Annotated in this window: 14 protein-coding genes and 1 pseudogene; 7 read left to right on the forward strand and 8 right to left on the reverse strand. The window is 68.7% G+C overall.

Features of this window, described 5'->3' with window-relative positions:
• Positions 1–26: 26 nt before the first annotated feature.
• From CFB41_RS36525 to CFB41_RS36540, 4 genes and pseudogenes are all read right to left on the reverse strand, one after another.
• Positions 27–2,288, reverse strand: a complete 2,262-nt coding sequence (locus CFB41_RS36525) for a molybdopterin cofactor-binding domain-containing protein (protein WP_089460057.1) — start codon at positions 2,286–2,288, stop codon at positions 27–29.
• Positions 2,288–2,788, reverse strand: coding sequence for a (2Fe-2S)-binding protein (locus CFB41_RS36530; protein ID WP_089460058.1), 501 nt, complete (start codon positions 2,786–2,788; stop codon positions 2,288–2,290). The genes CFB41_RS36525 and CFB41_RS36530 overlap by 1 nt, the downstream gene beginning before the upstream one ends.
• A pseudogene (locus CFB41_RS36535) lies at positions 2,785–4,071 on the reverse strand (cytochrome c). The gene CFB41_RS36530 and the pseudogene CFB41_RS36535 overlap by 4 nt, the downstream one beginning before the upstream one ends.
• 336 nt (positions 4,072–4,407) lie before the next feature.
• Positions 4,408–4,680, reverse strand: coding sequence for a UBP-type zinc finger domain-containing protein (locus CFB41_RS36540; protein WP_089444084.1), 273 nt, complete (start codon positions 4,678–4,680; stop codon positions 4,408–4,410).
• Positions 4,681–4,906: 226 nt separating this feature from the next.
• Between CFB41_RS36540 and CFB41_RS36545 the strand changes: the two genes are divergently transcribed.
• Positions 4,907–6,178: an NAD(P)/FAD-dependent oxidoreductase gene (locus CFB41_RS36545; RefSeq protein WP_089444085.1), complete on the forward strand. Its 1,272-nt coding sequence runs from the start codon at positions 4,907–4,909 to the stop codon at positions 6,176–6,178.
• Between the two features lie 135 nt (positions 6,179–6,313).
• Here CFB41_RS36545 and CFB41_RS36550 read toward each other — a convergent pair whose 3' ends face one another.
• Entirely contained in the window at positions 6,314–7,294 is a 981-nt protein-coding gene (locus CFB41_RS36550; RefSeq protein ID WP_089460059.1) for an alpha/beta fold hydrolase, read from the reverse strand.
• A gap of 365 nt (positions 7,295–7,659) precedes the next feature.
• On the opposite strand from CFB41_RS36550, the gene CFB41_RS36555 reads away from it, so the two are divergent.
• The 4 genes from CFB41_RS36555 (at position 7,660) to CFB41_RS36570 (ending at position 12,697) form a co-directional block, all read left to right on the forward strand.
• Positions 7,660–8,091 carry a DUF3331 domain-containing protein gene (locus tag CFB41_RS36555; protein ID WP_089460060.1) on the forward strand — a complete coding sequence of 144 codons (432 nt, stop codon included), beginning with the start codon at positions 7,660–7,662 and terminating at the stop codon, positions 8,089–8,091.
• 546 nt (positions 8,092–8,637) lie between these two features.
• Entirely contained in the window at positions 8,638–10,446 is a 1,809-nt protein-coding gene (locus CFB41_RS36560) for a winged helix-turn-helix domain-containing protein (protein ID WP_089460061.1), read from the forward strand.
• A gap of 230 nt (positions 10,447–10,676) precedes the next feature.
• Complete coding sequence (locus CFB41_RS36565) at positions 10,677–11,090, forward strand: DoxX family protein (protein ID WP_089444092.1); 414 nt, start codon at positions 10,677–10,679, stop codon at positions 11,088–11,090.
• 104 nt (positions 11,091–11,194) lie between these two features.
• Complete coding sequence (locus tag CFB41_RS36570; RefSeq protein ID WP_089460155.1) at positions 11,195–12,697, forward strand: mechanosensitive ion channel family protein; 1,503 nt, start codon at positions 11,195–11,197, stop codon at positions 12,695–12,697.
• A 35-nt stretch (positions 12,698–12,732) separates the two neighbouring features.
• On the opposite strand, the gene CFB41_RS36575 is transcribed toward CFB41_RS36570, so the two are convergent.
• Positions 12,733–13,641 carry a LysR family transcriptional regulator gene (locus CFB41_RS36575; protein ID WP_089460062.1) on the reverse strand — a complete coding sequence of 303 codons (909 nt, stop codon included), beginning with the start codon at positions 13,639–13,641 and terminating at the stop codon, positions 12,733–12,735.
• Positions 13,642–13,759: 118 nt separating this feature from the next.
• Here CFB41_RS36575 and CFB41_RS36580 point away from each other — a divergent pair, with 118 nt between their 5' ends.
• A complete protein-coding gene (locus tag CFB41_RS36580) occupies positions 13,760–14,665 on the forward strand; it encodes an AraC family transcriptional regulator (RefSeq protein WP_089460063.1) in 906 nt (301 codons plus the stop codon).
• A 119-nt stretch (positions 14,666–14,784) separates the two neighbouring features.
• On the opposite strand, the gene CFB41_RS36585 is transcribed toward CFB41_RS36580, so the two are convergent.
• Complete coding sequence (locus CFB41_RS36585) at positions 14,785–15,462, reverse strand: hypothetical protein (protein WP_089460064.1); 678 nt, start codon at positions 15,460–15,462, stop codon at positions 14,785–14,787.
• A gap of 106 nt (positions 15,463–15,568) precedes the next feature.
• Here CFB41_RS36585 and CFB41_RS36590 point away from each other — a divergent pair, with 106 nt between their 5' ends.
• Complete coding sequence (locus CFB41_RS36590; RefSeq protein ID WP_089460065.1) at positions 15,569–16,732, forward strand: aldose epimerase family protein; 1,164 nt, start codon at positions 15,569–15,571, stop codon at positions 16,730–16,732.
• Positions 16,733–16,759: 27 nt separating this feature from the next.
• Here the strand turns inward: CFB41_RS36590 and CFB41_RS36595 are convergent, their stop codons facing one another.
• A complete protein-coding gene (locus CFB41_RS36595) occupies positions 16,760–17,617 on the reverse strand; it encodes a PhzF family phenazine biosynthesis protein (protein WP_089460066.1) in 858 nt (285 codons plus the stop codon).
• Positions 17,618–17,733: the final 116 nt, after the last annotated feature.

Genomic DNA, 17,733 nt, shown 5'->3' on the forward strand with positions numbered 1-17,733 from the left:
CGCGCGTAGCGGGCGCGACCGAATGACTATGCGTCGATGCGTTGTCTCAGCGCGTCGCCGGCGAACGGCATTTCGCGCATGCGCTGGCCGGTCGCGTCGAAGATCGCGTTGGCGAGCGCGCCGGCGGTCGGCCCCATCGACGCCTCGGCCGCACCGAGGAACGGCGCGCCCGGGCGATTGATCAAATGGACCTTCACGCTCCGCGGGGCGGCCGAGAAGCGCAGGATCGGGTAGCTGCTCCAGTCGAAGCTGCGAATCCGTTCGGTGTCGTACTTCAGCGCCTCGTACAGCGTCCAGCTCGCGGCCTGCACGATGCCGCCCTCGATCTGGTTGCGGATCCCGTCCGGCGACACGACCTGCCCCGCGTCCACGGCGGCTTCCGCGTGCTCGAGCGTCACCTGGCCGGTTTCCGGCACGACCGACACCTCGACCGCGATCGCGACGTACGCCATCAGGTTCTTGTACTTGCCGAACGCGAAGCCGACGCCGCGGTTGCGCGCACGCGGCGGCCGCGGCCAGCCGAAGTGCTGCGCGGCGAGTTTGATCACCTGAAGCGCGCGATGGTCTTCCATGTGACGCAGCCGGAATTCGACCGGATCGATGCCGGCCGCGTGCGCGAGTTCGTCCATGAAGCTTTCGATCGCCCACACGTTGGTGTGTGCGCCGAGCGAGCGCATCGCGGACGTCTGCAGCGGCATCGTCGGCGAGAAATTGTTCACGATGTGCTGGTTCGGCAGCGCGTACAGCGGAATCGCGTTGCGATCGGCGCCGCCTTCCGGTTGCAGCATCGGCGTCGACGGCGCGGGCACGAACGGCGGCTCCAGCATCCGCGCCGGCAGCAGCCGGCCGGCGTTGACGATCCGCTCGTTGTGCGAACTGCTCCACAGCGCGTAGTTCCAGTCGACGATGTGGCCGCTCGCGTCGAGCGAAGCGCTGACCTCGGTCACCATCGCCGGCGTGAAGTGATCCCACGTGTGTTCCTGCTCGCGCATCCACTGCACGCGAATCGGTTTGCCGGGCATCGCGGCGGCGATCAGCGCCGCGTGCGCGGCTGCGTCGTCCGCCGCGTTGTGTCCGTAGCAGCCGGACCCTTCGGTGTGAATGCAGCGCACGCTCGCCTTCGGCATCGACAGCATCTCGGCCAGCGCGTCACGAAGCGGGTAGACGCCTTGCGAATGGGTCCACACCGTCATCGTCCCGTTCTCGAGGTGCGCGACCGCGCACGACGGCCCGATCGAGCCGTGCAGCAGGTAGTTCTTCAGGAACGTCGCGTTCAGCGTTTTCACGGCCGGCGCGGTGGCCGTGTGCGTGTTCGCGATCTCGATGCGCTGCGTCGAGATCCGCTTCAGGTCGGCGTGAACGGTGGCGCGATCGGGCAGCGTGCGGCCGGGCGACCAGCGGCACGCGGCGGCCAGCGCGCGCTGGGCGACCACCGCCTGCCATTCGCCGTGCGCGACCACCGCGAGCATGCTGCCGTTGCGCACGATCCGCACGACGCCCGGCAGCTTCAGGATCGCCGCTTCATCGAACGACAGCAGCTTCGCGTCGTACACCGGCGGCATCGCGACGCGTGCGTGCAGCATGCCGGGCAATTGCATGTCCTGCACGTAGCTGACGCCGCCCGTTACCTTGTTCGGGATGTCGACGCGCGGCAGCGACGTGCCGATCACCGTGAACGTCGCCGGGCTCTTCAGCGGCGACGCGGGCGCGGCGTTGCGATGCAGGTCGACGGTGCGGATCGCGTCGCCGTAGGTCATCGTGCGGCCGTCGGGCGCCTTGATGACTGCGTCGGCGGTCGTCAGCGTGCGCGCGTCGACGCCGAAGCGCTTCGCCGCGCCTTCCACCAGCAGCGCGCGCACTTGCGCGGCCGCGTTCAGCAGCGCGGAACCGCTGTCGGCCATCGTGTGGCTGCCGGCGGTCAACCCCTCGTCGGGCGATGCGCCGGTGTCGGCCGTCAGGAAGGTGATCAGCGACGGCGTCATGTCGAGTTCCTCGGCGGCCACCTGCAGCAGCGCGGTGCGCACGCCGGTGCCGAGCTCGACCTTGCCGGTAAATACGGTGACCTTGCCGTCCGGCGCGATCTTGATCCACGCGTCGAGCAAGGGATTAGTCTTCAGGCTGCCCGCGAGCGTCTGGGTGGTTTTTGCCACATGCACGGCGGCCCCTTCGTCCGCGATCACGAGCTGTGCGGCCGCGCGCGCGGCCGGCGCGAGCGTGAACGCGACGAACAGCGCGCCGGAGACGATGAAGTGCCGGCGGCCTTCGTCGATATCGTCGTGGGAATTCATTACAGCCCCTTGCTGATCGTGACGGGAGCGGAAGCCGGTTCGGGGGGCGGCAGCCCGGCGACCGAGCGCACGGCCGCGAGGATCCGCATGTGCGTGCCGCAGCGGCACAGGTTCGGCTCCATGTGCGTACGCAGTTCCTGTTCGGTCGGCTTCGGGTTGCGCTCGAGCAGCGCCTGCGCGCGCATGATCATCCCCGCGATGCAGTAGCCGCACTGCGCGGCCTGATGCTCGACGAACGCGCGCTGCAGCGGGCCCGGATGCTCGGCGGCGCCGAGACTCTCGATGGTGCGCACGCTGCGCGCGCCGACCGCGGCCACCGGCATCAGGCACGAGAAGGTCGGCTTGCCGTCGACGATCACCGTGCACGCGCCGCATTGGCCGAGGCCGCAGCCGAACTTCGCGCCGTGCAGGTGCAGGTCGTTGCGCAGCGCGTACAGCAGCGGCGTGGACGGATCGATGTCCAGCGTGTGCCGCACGCCGTTGACGGTGAGGGTAATCATCGGGCGGTGTCCTCTTTTCTGAGCGTCGCGGCCATCGCGTCGACGCCGGACCATGCGGGGCGATCGGTGTAGGTCGCGCGCACGTACGCGGCGAGATCGGCGATCTGCGCGTCGTCGTACTGGTCGATGAACGACGGCATGTAGTTCAATGTGTCTTCGCCGTGCCAGCCGATGCCGTTGAACATCATCTGGATCGCATTGCGTGGCGTATCGGCGTTCACGGCTGTGCTGAACGAAAGCGTCGGCCGCTCGCCGATCGACTGCATCGGCGCGCCCGGCCCGTGGCACTGCGCGCACGATGCCTGGAACAGCACCGCGCCGCGCTACGCGGCGGGCGTCGTCGCGGCGCGTTCGGCCGGTGCGGCGACCGCGGTCGCATGCCCGTTCGCCGGCTTCTGGATCGACAGGATGTATGCGGCGATCGCTTCCACGTCCTCCACCGGCACCGTCGCGAGATCGCGCGTGACCGGCAACATCGGCCCGGCCGCCGCGCCGTGCTCGCTCGCGCGGCCGGTGCGCAGGTACGTGACGAGCTGCGCCTGCGTCCACGGCCGTGCGGCACGGCCGAGCGTATTGAGCGGCGGCGCTTCCCAGCCGTCGACGATGCCGCCGTCGAATGCACGGCCACGCTGCTCGCCGCCGATCGCGTTCAGCGGCGAATGGCACGACGCGCAATGGCCGAGCCCGTCGACGAGCATCCGGCCGCGGTTCCATTGCGCGGACTGCGCGGGGTCGGGTCGATACGCGCCTTCGCGCAGGAACAGCACGTTCCAGAACGCGACCAGCGGCCGGAAGTTCAGCGGAAACACCAGGTCGTTGGCCGGTGTCGTCGCGCGAACCGGCGTGCGGGTCATCAGGTACGCATACGCGGCGGCGATGTCGTCGTCCGACATCTTCGTGAAATGAATGTACGGAAACGCCGGGTACAGCGGCTGGCCGTTGCGCCCGATGCCGGTGCGCAGCGCACGGGCGAACGCGTCGCGCGACCAGCGTCCGATGCCGGTCTCCGGATCCGGCGTGATGTTGGTCGCATAGATCGTGCCGAACGGCGTCGCGAGCGGCAGGCCGCCGGCGAACGGCCTGCCGTCCTTCGCGGTATGGCACACGACGCAGTCGCCGAGTGCAACGACGCGCGCGCCGGCGCGCACCAGCTGCGGATCGAACGAAGCGGGGGCGGGCGGATCGATCGGCGCGATCGACGGCCGCACCATGATGCCGATCGCGACCGCGACGCCCGCGATCGCGATGCCGGCCGCGCCGATCCAGAGTCGTTTGTGCTTCATGCGCGCTCCAGGCGAAGCGGTGCGGCGCACGTGATGCGATGCGCGGCAACACCGGACGATGCGCATCGGCCGTGCGTGGCCGTGCGGTGCGGCCGCGACCGTCTTGCGGCGCGGCGGTGATTGGCGACGGGAATCAAGTTGTCACTCCAGCAGTCGATAACGGGCGCCGAGCGCCGTCCTGCGCGGCAGCTCATGAACGCAGTCTACGCAGCGGCCGCGATCGTGGCCTGAAGCGGCGCTGAAACGTTCTGAACGGTGTCCGGCCCCGGATCGACCGGGTGCGGCGCGCGGCGCCGATGACAGGCGCGCCGTGTCGCTGCGGCCCCGCGCGTCGCGTCAAGACGGAATCTCGCCGGCGACGACTTCGTCCGCGTAGCACCAGATCCAGCGCTCGCCGGGCTCGATCGAGCGGACGAGCCGATGGCCGGTGTCACGGAAATGCCGGCTCGCATGGCGATTCGGCGACGAGTCGCAGCAACCGACGTGCCCGCAGGTCAGGCACATTCGCAGATGCACCCAGCCGCTGCCCGATCTGACGCATTCCTCACAGTCGTCCTTGTCGGTGTCGAACACGCGTGCTTCGTCGAGATGCGTACAGGCGTTGGCCATCTTGCGCTCCGATGCCGGCGCGGGAGCGACGCTCGCGGCACGGCCGGCATGCGGCCGCAAGCGGGAGGGATACGCGGCATTGTGCAGCGTCGCGTCGGGGCCGGACCTTAATTGTCATGAAGCGGCCCGCGCGGCCCGCGGCGGCGGCGTACAGTCGCGAATGCGTCCGGCCACGCCGCGGCACCGGCCGAACCGCATCCGACATCGACATCATCGGGAGGCGCTCATGGATCAACCGCAACACGTGCGGATCGTCGGTCTGCCGCGCAGCAGGGACGCGTACGCGATCCGCGATTTCCTGCAGCGGCGCATGATTGCGTACGACTGGTGCGAGCTGACCTCCGACGCCGACTGCGCGCAGGTGCTCGGCATCGCGCCGCTGCGCGACATCCGGCTGCCGGTCGTGATCTTTCCGGACGGCTCGCGCCTGTACCAGCCGACCCTGGCCGAGATCGCCGCGCGGCTCGGCTGGGTCGCGCGCCCGCGCTTCGTCGAATACGACGTGTCGATCTACGGTGCGGGGCCGGCCGGGCTGTCGGCGGCGGTCTACGCGGCGTCCGAAGGGCTGCGCGCGGTCGTGATCGAGCGCGGCGCGATAGGCGGGCAGGCCGGCACGAGTTCGCTGATCGAGAACTACATGGGCTTCCCCGACGGCATCCCCGGCGCGGCGCTCGCGGAACGCGCGCGCGAGCAGGCGGTGAAGTTCGGCGTCGAACTGCTGACGATGCGCGAGGGCGTGCATGCGACGTTCGTCGACGGCAAGATCCGCGTCGAGCTCGCCGACGGGTCGATCCTGGTCGCGCGCGCGAACATCTGCGCGACCGGCATCGAATATCGGAGCCTCGGGCTACCGGAGGAGCCCGCGTTTCTGAATGCGGGGCTGTTTTACGGCGCGGGGTCGAGCGAAGCGCCGATGTGCGCGGGCGAGCAGGTATTCATCGTCGGCGGCGGCAATTCGGCCGGCCAGGCCGCGATGAATTTCTCGCGGCACGCGCGCCAGGTGACGATGCTCGTGCGCGGTGCGTCGCTCGCGGACACGCTGTCGCGCTACCTGATCGACCGGATCGAGCGCACGCCGAACATCGAGGTCCGCTACCGGTCGAGTGTCGCCGCGCTGCACGGCGACGGCTGGCTCGACGCGATCGAGCTTCGCTCGGCGGACGGCACGCGCGAACGGCTGCCGGCCACGCGCCTGTTCGTGTGCATCGGCGGCGCGCCGAATACCGACTGGGCGAAGGACACCGACATCATCCGCAATCCGGACGGTTATCTCGTCACCGGCGGCGACCTGTACGACTGTCCGGCGTTCGAACGCGTGTGGCCGCTCGAGCGACGGCCGTACCACCTGGAAACCAGCGTGCCGGGATCGTTCGCGGCCGGTGACGTGCGATCGGGATCGGTCAAGCGCGTCGCGTCGGCGGTCGGCGAAGGCGCGATGGCGGTGACCTTCGTGCACCGGTTTCTCGGAGAGGATGCGCATCGGCTCGCGAGCGCGTGACGCAGGTGCGGGCCGCTCGATGGATTCATCGCGCGTCCGCCTGCGGCGCGTCGCGCCGCGGCTGAATTTTTCTGAAGAATCCTGAACGGCACGTCTGCCGAAGCGGTATGCGCACCGCGACGGCAGACGGCGCGCTTACGCCTGCAGGAACGCGAGCAGCTCGGCGTTGATGCGATCGGCGTTCACGACGCACATGCCGTGCGACCCGCCTTCGATCACCTTCAACTGCGCGTGCTTGACGATCTTCGACGACAGCCGGGCCGAATCGTCGATCGGCACGATCTGGTCGTCATCGCCGTGCAGCACGAGCGTCGGCACGTCGATCTTCTTGAGATCGTCCGTGTAGTCGACTTCGGAAAACTCCTTCACGCACAGATACTGGCCGTGAATGCCGCCCATCATGCCTTGCGACCAGAACGCGTCGATCGTGCCCTGCGACGGCTTGGCGTTCGGGCGGTTGAACCCGAAGAACGGCACCGCGAGATCCTTGTAGAACTGCGAACGGTTCTCGGCGACGTTCCTGCGGATGCCGTCGAACACGTCCATCGGCAGGCCGCCGGGGTTGGTCGGCGACTTCACCATCTGCGGCGGCACCGCGCCGATCAGCACGGCCTTCGCCACGCGCTTCGTACCGTGGCGGCCGATGTAGCGCGCCACTTCGCCGCCGCCCGTCGAGTGGCCGACGAGCGTGGCTTCGCGCACGTCCAGTGCGTCGAGCAGGGCGGCCAGATCGTCCGCGTACGTGTTCATGTCGTTGCCGCGCGACGGCTGGCTCGAACGGCCGTGGCCACGACGGTCGTGCGCGATCACGCGATAGCCGTGCTGCACGAGGAACAGCATCTGCGCGTCCCACGCGTCCGCACACAGCGGCCAGCCGTGCGAGAACACGACCGGGCGGCCGGTGCCCCAGTCCTTGAAGTAGATCTGCGTGCCGTCCTGGGTGGTGATCGTGTTCATCGAATGGGCTCCTGGGTGGGCTGAAGCGGCGCTGCGGGCGGGGGTGCCGGCCGCGGCCGCCATCGCGGGCAGCGCGGCGGCCGCGACGGCCGTCGCGCCGGCAAGCAGCATGTCGCGGCGGCGCGCCGACGAAACGGCGTCGGTCTGTTCTGGGTGCATCTGGACTCCTGAAATATGCGGCGCAACGATGCCGCGCGGGATGGTGGATCGGTGACGACCGGCCGCGGCCATCCCGCCGGCAGCCGGTTTGCTCGCGTCGTCGCGCGCCGATTCGTGCGGCGCGGACGAACGAATGCCGTCGGGAGCGTATCGCGGTGCAACGTGCGCCGTACTGAAATCCGGCTGAATTTTCTTGAACGCGCCGCGTCGCGGAGGGAAGTCCGCCGGGCTGCAGAAGAATTAAGCGCGCGACCGGGACTCTTCAGCGCGCGGCGACTATCGTCGACATCGGATCATCCGCGCACGTTTCGCGTCGCGCGCACGGATCCGCCCGCACCGTCCGTCACTCGCCTGGATATGCCGCCATGGATGCCTTCAATCGCTGGGAGCACATGATCACGTCGCTCGGGCCGCCTTCCGGGGCGGCCGTCCGGTCGATGCCGATGCCGCGCGCGCGACCGGCGGACGGCCCGCGCCGCGGCCATCGCGGCGAGGCGCCGACGCCGTCGAGCGGCGACATACGCCGCCGCAGCGCGATCGTCACCGCCGAGCGGCAGACCGATTCGTCGATGCTGGTGTCGTGGAGCGACCCGACGCACTGCCGCTACGACGAGCAGCGCTGGATCAGCGCGAAGGCGCGCGGGCTCGGGCGATGCGCGCTCACCGGCGGGACGATCCGGGTCGGCGATGCGATCTACAAGCCCCAGTGGCGCGGCGCGAAACGGCCGGCGAACTGCCGCGAAATGATCCTGGCGTCGGCGCTCGACGTATTCGCCGCGCGACAGTCCCGGCCATGACGCCGGCAGCGCGGCGCTGAGCCGGTTGCGACCGGCGCGATACATCGTGAAGCCGCCAACCGCGGAACGGAGGCGACTGCGACACGCTCGCCGATACCGCGCGCCGAATGGCCGCTGTTCGCCCAGGCCCGATCGCACGCCCCCTCGAAGCGGGAATCGTTCCGCCATCGGTGCAGAGCGGTGAGCGACCGGCGCAACACGCGGTGCCTGCACGCCTTCGATCGACCGGCGAATCAAAAAAAGGAAAATACGTCGATTTTTTCAGAACCGGCAGTCGTATCGTCTGATATATGGAAATCACATTTACAAACGAATCGGCAATTCGCACGTGAATCGTGCGCTGCCGTGCTGTTCCTGCCGCATGGCGGTGCGTGCGGCCACGCGCGTGCGGCACATCGTCACGGCGTTTTTCGTCATTTCAAAAAATTCGATCGCTTCATTCTGATAATTTGAATCATTCTGCTACGCAAATACCGTAGCATTGACGCGAAAGCGGTGAACGGGTTTAAATCGTGCGCCGTTGAATGTCACCATCAAGAAAATGCGATGATCCGAATTGGAACACTTCACGTTTTTCTCGACAGACGTGAAATTCGTTCGAACGGCAAGCTGTTGCGCATCGGTAGCCGCGCATTCGAGATTCTCGAGCTGTTGATTCGGGCGAACGGCGCACTGGTATCGAAAGACGAAATCATGCAGCGCGTGTGGCCGCACACCGTGGTGGAAGAAAACAACCTGCAGGTGCATATCGCGTCGCTGCGCAAGGCGCTGGCCGACGACCGGAACCTGATCGTGACGGTGCCGGGCCGCGGCTATCGGCTCGTCATCGAGCAACCTGACGACGACGGTGCGCCCGTGCGCCCCGCGATGTCGCGGCCGTCCATCGCGCCCGGCGCGCTGTTCGGCCGCGAACGCATGGTCGACGAGGTGCTGGCCGCGTTGCAGGACGCACGCATCGTGACGCTGGTCGGCGCGGGCGGCATCGGCAAGACGCGCGTCGCGATCGAAGCGGCCGCGCGCGCGGATGCGCGTTTTCCTGAAGGCACCGTGTTCGTGTCGCTCGCGACGGTCGCGTGCCCGCGCTTCGTGCCGGATGCGCTCGCGGGCGCGTTCGGCATCGCGCAGCCGACCGGCGCGCTGACCCTCGAAGCGGTGCTCGCCGCGGTCGCACGCCGCCGGATGCTGCTCGTGCTCGACAATTGCGAGCACCTGCTCGATGCCGCGGCGCGGATCGCGAGCGCGCTGACCGATGCGGACGACGGGCTGTGCGTGCTCGCGACGAGCCGCGAATCGCTGCGCATCCACGGCGAGCGCGTGTGCCCGGTGCTGCCGCTCGACGTGCCGGACGAAGGCGCGGCCGAACACGATGCGATGCGCGCGAGCGCCGTGCAGTTGTTCGCCGCACGCGCCCGCGCGGCCGATCCGCGTTTTCCGCTCGATGCGCGCAGCCTGTCGCTGATGGCGTCGGTCTGCCGCCGGCTCGACGGCCTCCCGCTCGCGATCGAACTGGCCGCGGCGCGGGCCGCCGTGCTCGGCATCGACGTGCTGGCCGCTCATCTCGACGATCATTTCCGGCTGCTGACGGGCGGGTTTCGCACCGCGCTTCCGCGCCATCAGACCTTGCAGGCGATGTACGACTGGAGCGACCGGCTGCTGGGCGATGCCGAGCGCCGGCTGTTGCGATGGCTCGGCGTGTTCCGCGACGGCTTCTCGATCGAGGCCGTGCGCGCGGTGGTCGGCCCGAACGGGCTGGCCGGCGCCGACCTGCTCGATACGATCGCGGGCCTCGTGTCGAAATCGCTGCTGATCCTCGAGACCGCGCACGGCGCGCCGCGCTACCGGTTGCTGACGACCACGCGCGCGTATGCGCAGCAGCAGCTCGACGCGCACGGCGACGGCGCTGCGGCCGCGCGGGCGCACGCCGGCTATTTCCTCGAGTTGTTCCGGCAAGCGGCGCATGGCGGTGGTGCGCAGGGCGGCGATCAAGGCGGCTCCACGCGGCTCGAGGCGGTACGGCGTGAGCTCGGCAACCTGCGTGCCGCGCTCGACTGGGCATTCTCGGCGAACGGCGATACGGCGCTCGGCGTCGCGCTCGCGGCGGTGGCGGTGCCTTGCCTGTTCGACCTGTCGCTCGTCGACGAATGCAGCGAACGGGCGCGCGTGGCGCTCGATACGATGCGCGACGCCGACACCACGGCAGAGGCCGCCGATGCGCGCGTGCGCTTGCTCGCCGCGTATGCGGCCGCGCTCGCGCATACGGCCGGATCGACGCAGGCGGTGCACGACGCGTGGTCGGAAGTGCACGCGCTCGGCTTCGATGCGGCCGAGGCGGAGCTGCCGGCGCGCGACGGCTGACGGTGGATCGGCGGGGTGCCTGCCGCGCTTCAGAACGTTTCAGCGCGGCGTAAGGACACAGGCGCGCGGCACGCGTAGATTGCGAGCGTAAGGCGCGGCCACCCCGCACGCTTGCGTGGCGATCCGGTGCGCGCGCCGAGATATCGCGACGCCATCCGCCAAGCGGGCGTCGCGACACGAGCGGCGCCTCCCGCGCCGCCGCGTGCCCGCTCAACCGGACGAACCGCCGCATGAAACTTCCCGAATCCGACCTTTCCCGCCACGCGACCGACCTCGGCCTGCTGTTCCTGCGCGTCACCGCCAGCGTGCTGCTGCTCGTGGTTCACGGCTTGCCCAAAGTCCTTCACTACACGTCGGAAGCCGCCGCCATCGAGGATCCGTTTCATCTCGGCCGCACGCTGTCGATCCTGTTCGCGATCTTCGCGGAAGTCGTGTGCCCGGTCTTCATGATCGTCGGCGTATGGCCGCGGCTGGCCGCGTTGCCGGTGATGATCATCACGCTCGTCGCGCTGGTGTTCGTCCATCCCGACTGGTCGCTGCGCGACGCGCAGTTCGCGTGGATGCTGCTGATCCTGTTCGGCACGATCGCGATCGCGGGGGCCGGCCGCTATGCGTTGCCGGGCGTGGTACGCCGGCACGAATAGCGTGGCCGCGGGCGCGCCCGCGCCCAGCCTCTCGTCGCAGCGGCGCCGGCCCGACCGTCATGCTGCCGTCGCCATCGTTCCATTCCGTTCCGCTTCGTTTCGACATGCTGAATCTTTCCGACACGGCGCTCTACGGCGCGCCGATCGTGCTGGCCGATCTCGTCGCTTGGCGTCTGTTCGGGCGCGGTCGCGGCGCGATGCGGGCCGCGTGGCGCTGCGCGGCGTTCGCCGCACTGACCGCCGTGCTGTTCGCGCACGGCGTGAGCCCGCTCGCCGTTCCCGCGTCTGCCGCGGGCCTCGACCGCGTCGCGCTCCAGGCCATCTGCATCGCGTGGTGGCTGCAATGCGCGATCGTCTTCAGCCTGCTGCTCGATCATCTGCTGTTGCCGCCCGCGTGGCGCAGCCAGCGGCTCTTTCATGACATCGCAGCGGGCGTCGTGTTCGGCGCGGCCGTGGTCGCCGCGCTGGGCTACGTGCTCGGCCTGCCGTTGAGCGGCGTCGTCGCGACGTCCGGCGCGGTGGCGGTGATCCTCGGTCTCGCGCTGCAGAACACGCTGAACGACGTATTCTCCGGGCTCGTGCTGAACACCACGCAGCCGTTTCGTCTGAACGACACCGTGGCGATCGGCGAGATCGAAGGGCGGATCGTCGAGAGCAACTGGCGGGCGACGAAGCTGATCGACAGCCTCGGCAACCTGGTGGTCGTGCCGAACAGCGCCGCGGCCCGCGCCACCATCGTGAACCTCAGCGAACCGTCCGGCCTGCACGGCGTGACGCTCACGCTCGACGTCGATCCCGCGGTGCGGCCGGCGGTCGTGGTCGGCGCGCTCGAGCGCGCGGCGGCCAGTTCGCTCGACGTGCTCGCGCGCCCCGCGCCCGTTGCCGTCGTGAAGGCATTCGGCACCAACGCGATCCGCTACGAGCTCCTCGGTTACGTCGACGCGCTGCAGAAGACGACGGCCGTGCGCAACGCGCTGTACGATCTCGCGCACCGGCATCTGGCCGCGGCAGGCACCGCGTGGCGGCCGCTCGCGAGCACCGTGCCGGCAGCGGCGGCGGACGGGCGCGATGGGCACGACGGGCACGATCGGCGTGACGTATCGCGCCGGTTGCTGCTGTTGCGTGCGGTGGACCTGTTCGCGCACGTCGACGGTGACGATCTCGCCGCGCTGGCCGATGCGCTGGTCTCGCGTTCGTTCGGCCAGGGCGACGTGATCTATGCGTCGAATTCGGATACGCGCGTGCTGACGATCGTCGAATCCGGCGTCGCGGCCGTATTCGTGCCGGGCCCGGCGGGCGACGTCGAGGTGCGGCGCATGGCGCCTGGAGACGCGATCGGACAATCGGTCGTGCTGGCCGGCACGCGCCTGCATGCGACCGTGCATGCGGTGACCGCGATGACCGTCCTGCAACTGCGCAGCGACGACCTGTCGGCGCTGATCCGCAGGAAGCCGGAGCTCGGCAGGTTGATGTGCGAATCGGTGACCGAGCACATCGCGGCCGAGGAAAGGATGATGATCCCGCCGGTCGAGAAGGCACACGCGTCATTCAGCCTGATCGCGTGGCTCGAGAAGGAAATGAAACGCGTGCACGATTCGATCGTCTGACGCGGGGCAGTGACCTTCGCCGGCGCCGAACGCGATCAGGTGAGCTGCAAGAGGCGATCGACGAGGTCGGGGCGATCGAGTTGCTCGACCCACCACAGGAGTGCACGGCCGGCCTCGTCGCTGCGCCACGCGAGATAGCAATGCGTGGTGTCGCGCATGCCGGTCACACGGCGGGCGACGAGCTTGCCGTCGGCGATCGCGCGGGCGGCGAGGCATTCAGGCAGCGTGCCCACCGCCAGCCCTTCGCATTGCGCATCGAGCTTGGCCGCGAGCGTCGGCACCGCGAGCGTCGGCTGGCCTGCATCGATCGCAACCGATTGCGGCGGCAACTCGCGCGACGTATCGCTGATCACCGCGCCGCGATACTGGACGACCGTTGCCATCGACAGCGGCTCGGGAAGCGCGGCGAGCGGGTGGGTCGGCGCAACGGCGAACACGTGTTTCAGCGCGCCGATCGGGCGCGCGATGATGTTCGGCAGTTCGGGCGGCGCGCCGGCGGCGCCGACGACGAGATCCGCGCGGCGCGAGATCAGCGCGTCCCAGGCACCGCCGAGCACTTCGGTCGACAGTCGCAGCCGCGTGTCCATCTCGAGCGCATAGAACCGGTGCACGAACGGCCACATCGCATCGAACGGCAGGATCTCGTCGATACAGATGCGGACCTCGGTTTCCCAGCCTTCCTGCGCGCGCTGCGCCTTCATCTCCAGTTGTTCGGCCGCATGCAGGAGCCGCCGGCCTTCCTCGACGACGATGCGACCCGCGTGCGTGAGCTTCGCGCGTCGTCCGCTGCGGTCGAACAGCATGACGCCGAGATCGCTCTCGAGTTTTTGAACCAGATAGGTCAGGGCGGACGGCACGCGATGCAGCAGTTCCGCGGCTTCGGCGAACGTGCCGGTACGGTCGATCGCATCCAGTGCTTCGAGCGCTTCGAATGACAGCTTCATCGCGAGTTCCGGTAGGGGCGGCTGGCGCATCATACCAGCGCGTGCCGCGCGAGGGCAGCGCGCGTCATCGTGCTTTGCTAGACTGACGCGCGTCGTCGTTCATTGCACGCCTCCATTCATGACTGCCCCCCAGCCGGACAACGCTTCTTCCGATTTCATCCCGGCCGATGTCAGGCAAACCATCGTCGCGCAAGCGTTGCCGAAGGGGCAGGTCGGCATCGTCCGGCTGAAGACGCTGCGGCGCAACAGCGGGCTCACCGCGCCTTACGAACTCGAGCATTCTGATCTCATCGTGCTGCAGTTGCGCCCGTTCGGTGAACAGGATCTGTGGCTCGACGGCCGCCGCGCGCCGTTCGTCCCGTATGGCGCGGGCACGGTCACGATTCACGATCTCGACCGCAACTGGGTGGCCGATCTGAAGGGCGCGTTCGACTGCATGCATTTCCACATGCCGCGCCCGCTGCTCGAGGAAACGGTGGACGACCTCGGCGGCCGGCAGCGGCCGCGGCTTTACCTGCCGCCTCATCTGAGCGCGCACGACCCGATCATCCATTCGCTCGGCCAGTCGCTGCTGCCCGCGCTCGCGCGGCCGGGCGAGGCGTCGCAGATCTTCATCGATCACGTCGGGCTCGCGTTTCAGGCGCACGTGGCCCACCGTTACGGCGGCGTCAGCGAGCGACGGGAAAAGACGTACGGGAAACTCACGCCGTCGCAGGCGCGCCGCGCGAAGGAATTGCTGCTCGAGCATCTCGACGGCAACCTCGGGCTGGCCGACGTGGCGCGTGCATGCGGCCTGTCTCGCAGCTATTTCGTGAAGGCGTTTCATCAGACGACCGGGCTGCCGCCGCATCGCTGGCTCATCGTGCAGCGTATCGAACGGGCGAAGGAGTGGATGCGCAATCCGAACCTGCCGTTGAGCATGATTGCCGACGCGTGTGGTTTTGCCGATCAGAGCCACTTCTCGCGGACTTTCACGCGCCTGACCGGCGTCAGCCCTCGCCGCTGGCGTGCGGACAATACCTGAGCGTCGTGATGCGGGGCCGGGCAGGTTTCCGTGATGGCGGGTGGGCCGTTGCCCCGGGCAATCGAACCTGCCAGGCGCGCGCCCATTCGAATGCGCAGCAGACGCTGAGCGCAGCGTGCTTATGCGTAAAAGCCGATCAGCATGTCGAGATTGCGTTGCGCGTGCGGCTCGAGCGGCGCGAATTCCGCCGATCGAAACAACGGGGCCTGCGCGCGCAGATGCTCGAGCGCCTGCCTGCGGCCGGCGCGGAAGGCTGCCGACGGCGCATCGGGATCCTGCGCCCACTCGCGCGCGATCGCGCGGTCGTATTCACGGAGCCGGTCGGGTGCGGCCGCGAGGATCGCGAGATCGGCGTCGAGAAAAATTTGCGCGGCGCGCTGCAATTCCGGATCGACGGCGAACCTGTCAGGCAGCCGGTGCGACTTCGTCGCCAGCACCAGGTCGCGGGCCACGGACACGTGCGATGCATGCGCATGCAACCACGCTGCGTCGCAATGCGCGTGCGTGACCTGCGCGAGCCATTGCGCGCTGAGCGCTTCGTTGTCCGCATACGCCGGCAGTGTCGTCGCGTAGACGATATCGTGCGCCCATACGGCGAGCTCGATGGCCGGCCACAGCGGGTCCGCACGATACGGCGCGAGGTGCGCGAACAGTTCCGCCAGATGGGCGAGCGTGTGATAGAAGCGCTGCGGCTCGCCGTACGCGCGCTCGACGAGCGGCCACACGGCCGTCGTGCCGAAGCAGGCGTCGCAGGCGGCGCGCAGCGTGCGCGCGATATCGGGATCGAGGGCGTTCATGGCGGCGATCGGCTCGGGCGGGCGATGCGCGCAGCATAGCAAACGTGGCCGCGAGCAGGCATGCCGCTTGCTCACGCGCAGGGATTGCACCGTATCGGAGGTTGCCATGAAACGAATCTGGCCGCGCTGCCCGCTGCTCGCGATCTGGGCGGTCGGGGCGCTCGCGCTGTCCGCGGACTTCGCCTCGGCGGCGCCCGACGTCTCGATCAGCCGCGCGGATGACGGAACGACCGCGACCGGGCAGCCGGTGAGCCAGTACACGCTGGCGAACCAGCGCGGCGTGACGCTGAAAGTCATCACGTACGGCGCTATCGTGACCTCGCTCGACGTGCCGGACCGTGCCGGCCACGTTGCCGACATCGTGCTCGGCTTCGATTCGCTGCACGACTACGAAGCGTACAACGGCAACATCCATTTCGGCGCACTGATCGGCCGGTATGCGAACCGCATTGCCGGCGGGCGGTTCCCGCTCGATGGCCGGACGTGGACGCTGCCGGTCAACGACGGGCCGAACACGCTGCACGGCGGCCCCGGCAGTTTCGACGCGAAGGTATGGACGGTCACCGGCACGCACAGCGACGCGAGCGGTTCGAGCGTCACGCTGCGCTACGTGAGCCCTGACGGCGAGAACGGCTTTCCCGGCACATTGACGACCGACGTGACCTACACGCTGACGCGTGACAACCAGATCCGCATCGACTATCGCGCCACGACCGACAAGGATACGGTCGTCAACCTCACCAACCACAGCTACTTCAATCTGGCCGGGCACGCCGGCGGCAGCGTCGAGCGGCAACTGATCGAGATCGCCGCCTCGCGCTTCACGCCGACCGACGAGACGTCGATCCCGACCGGTCAATTGGCGAGCGTGGCGGGTACGCCGATGGATCTGCGCCAGCTGACGCCGATCGGTGCGCATTTGCGCGACGCGGATCCGCAGCTCGTCATGGCACATGGGTACGACCAGAACTGGGTGCTCGACCAGGGCGGCCAGCCGGCGCCGGCGTTTGCCGCGCGCGCCTATGACCCGGCGTCGGGGCGTTTTCTCGAGTTGTACACGACGCAGCCGGGGCTGCAGTTCTACACGGCCAACGGATTGAACGGCAGCGTCGCGGGCAAGGGCGGGACGGCCTATCGGCAAACCGATGCGTTCGCGCTGGAGGCCGAGCATTTTCCCGATTCGCCGAATCATCCGGCATTCCCGACGACGGTGCTCAAGCCCGGCGAGACGCTGCACGAAGTGACGGTGTGGCGGGTGGGGGCGCGATGAGCCGGGGCGCGGCCCGGATCGTCTCCGCTACAGGTTGACCACGCCGCGCCCGAGTTCGATCACGCGCCCACCCACGCCGATCTCGCCGCTCGCACTGACCGACAACCGCAATCGACAAGGCCGGCCGATAGCGTCCCCCTGTTCGACCTGAAACGCGGCCGGCAGGTCACGCTTCATCGCAAGCAGCCACCCGCCCAGGTTTGCGCAGGCCGACCCGGTGCCCGGGTCTTCCGAGACGCTGCCTTGCTTCACGAAGAAGTAGCGTGATACCACCGTCCCCGGGCGCTCGGCATCGAACGCGAAGACGTAGGCGGTCTTGCGGCCGAGGCTACTGGTCGGCCAGATATCGAGGCAGGCGCCGTCGGGCTGCGCGCGGCGCACGGCGGCGGGATCCTTGAGCGCGACCAGCATCTGGTCGGCGCCGGTGTCGACCCAGATCGGCGACGTGAGCAGATCGTCTTCCGCGAGCCCCAGCAAGGTCGCCGTCCGGGCGTCGGACAATTCGCACGGCGCCGTCTTCGGCATGCCTGCGTGCGGCGCGGTGAACGTCCACACGTCGTCATGCGCGCTCACGTCGACCACGCCGGCATTGAATTCGAGCGCGAGCGCATTGCCCGCACGCTGCAGGTCGCGCACGACATGCGCGGTGCCGAGCGTCGGATGACCCGCAAAGGCCATCTCATGGCCCGGCGTGAAAATGCGAACCCGCGCATGGGCGCGCTCCGACGGCAGCACGAAGGTCGTTTCGGACAGGTTGAACTGCACCGCGAGCGCCCGCATGGTCGCGTCGTCCATGCCGCGCGCATCGTCGAATACGCAAAGCGGGTTGCCGCCGAAAGTCGATTCGGCGAATACGTTCAGCAGACGAAAGGCGTAGGAAGGCATTTGAATCTCGTGTGGGTTCGGCAGTCGACGGACCGAGGGGCCACGTTTATCGACGGCTCGCGGCAGAGCGGCGGCGGCATGCCGTCGTGATGCAATGCGTCATTGTGCCCGCAAGA

Origin of the sequence: Burkholderia sp. AU33803 (genome assembly GCF_002223095.1) — a bacterium.
In the GTDB taxonomy this organism is placed as follows: Bacteria; Pseudomonadota; Gammaproteobacteria; order Burkholderiales; family Burkholderiaceae; genus Burkholderia.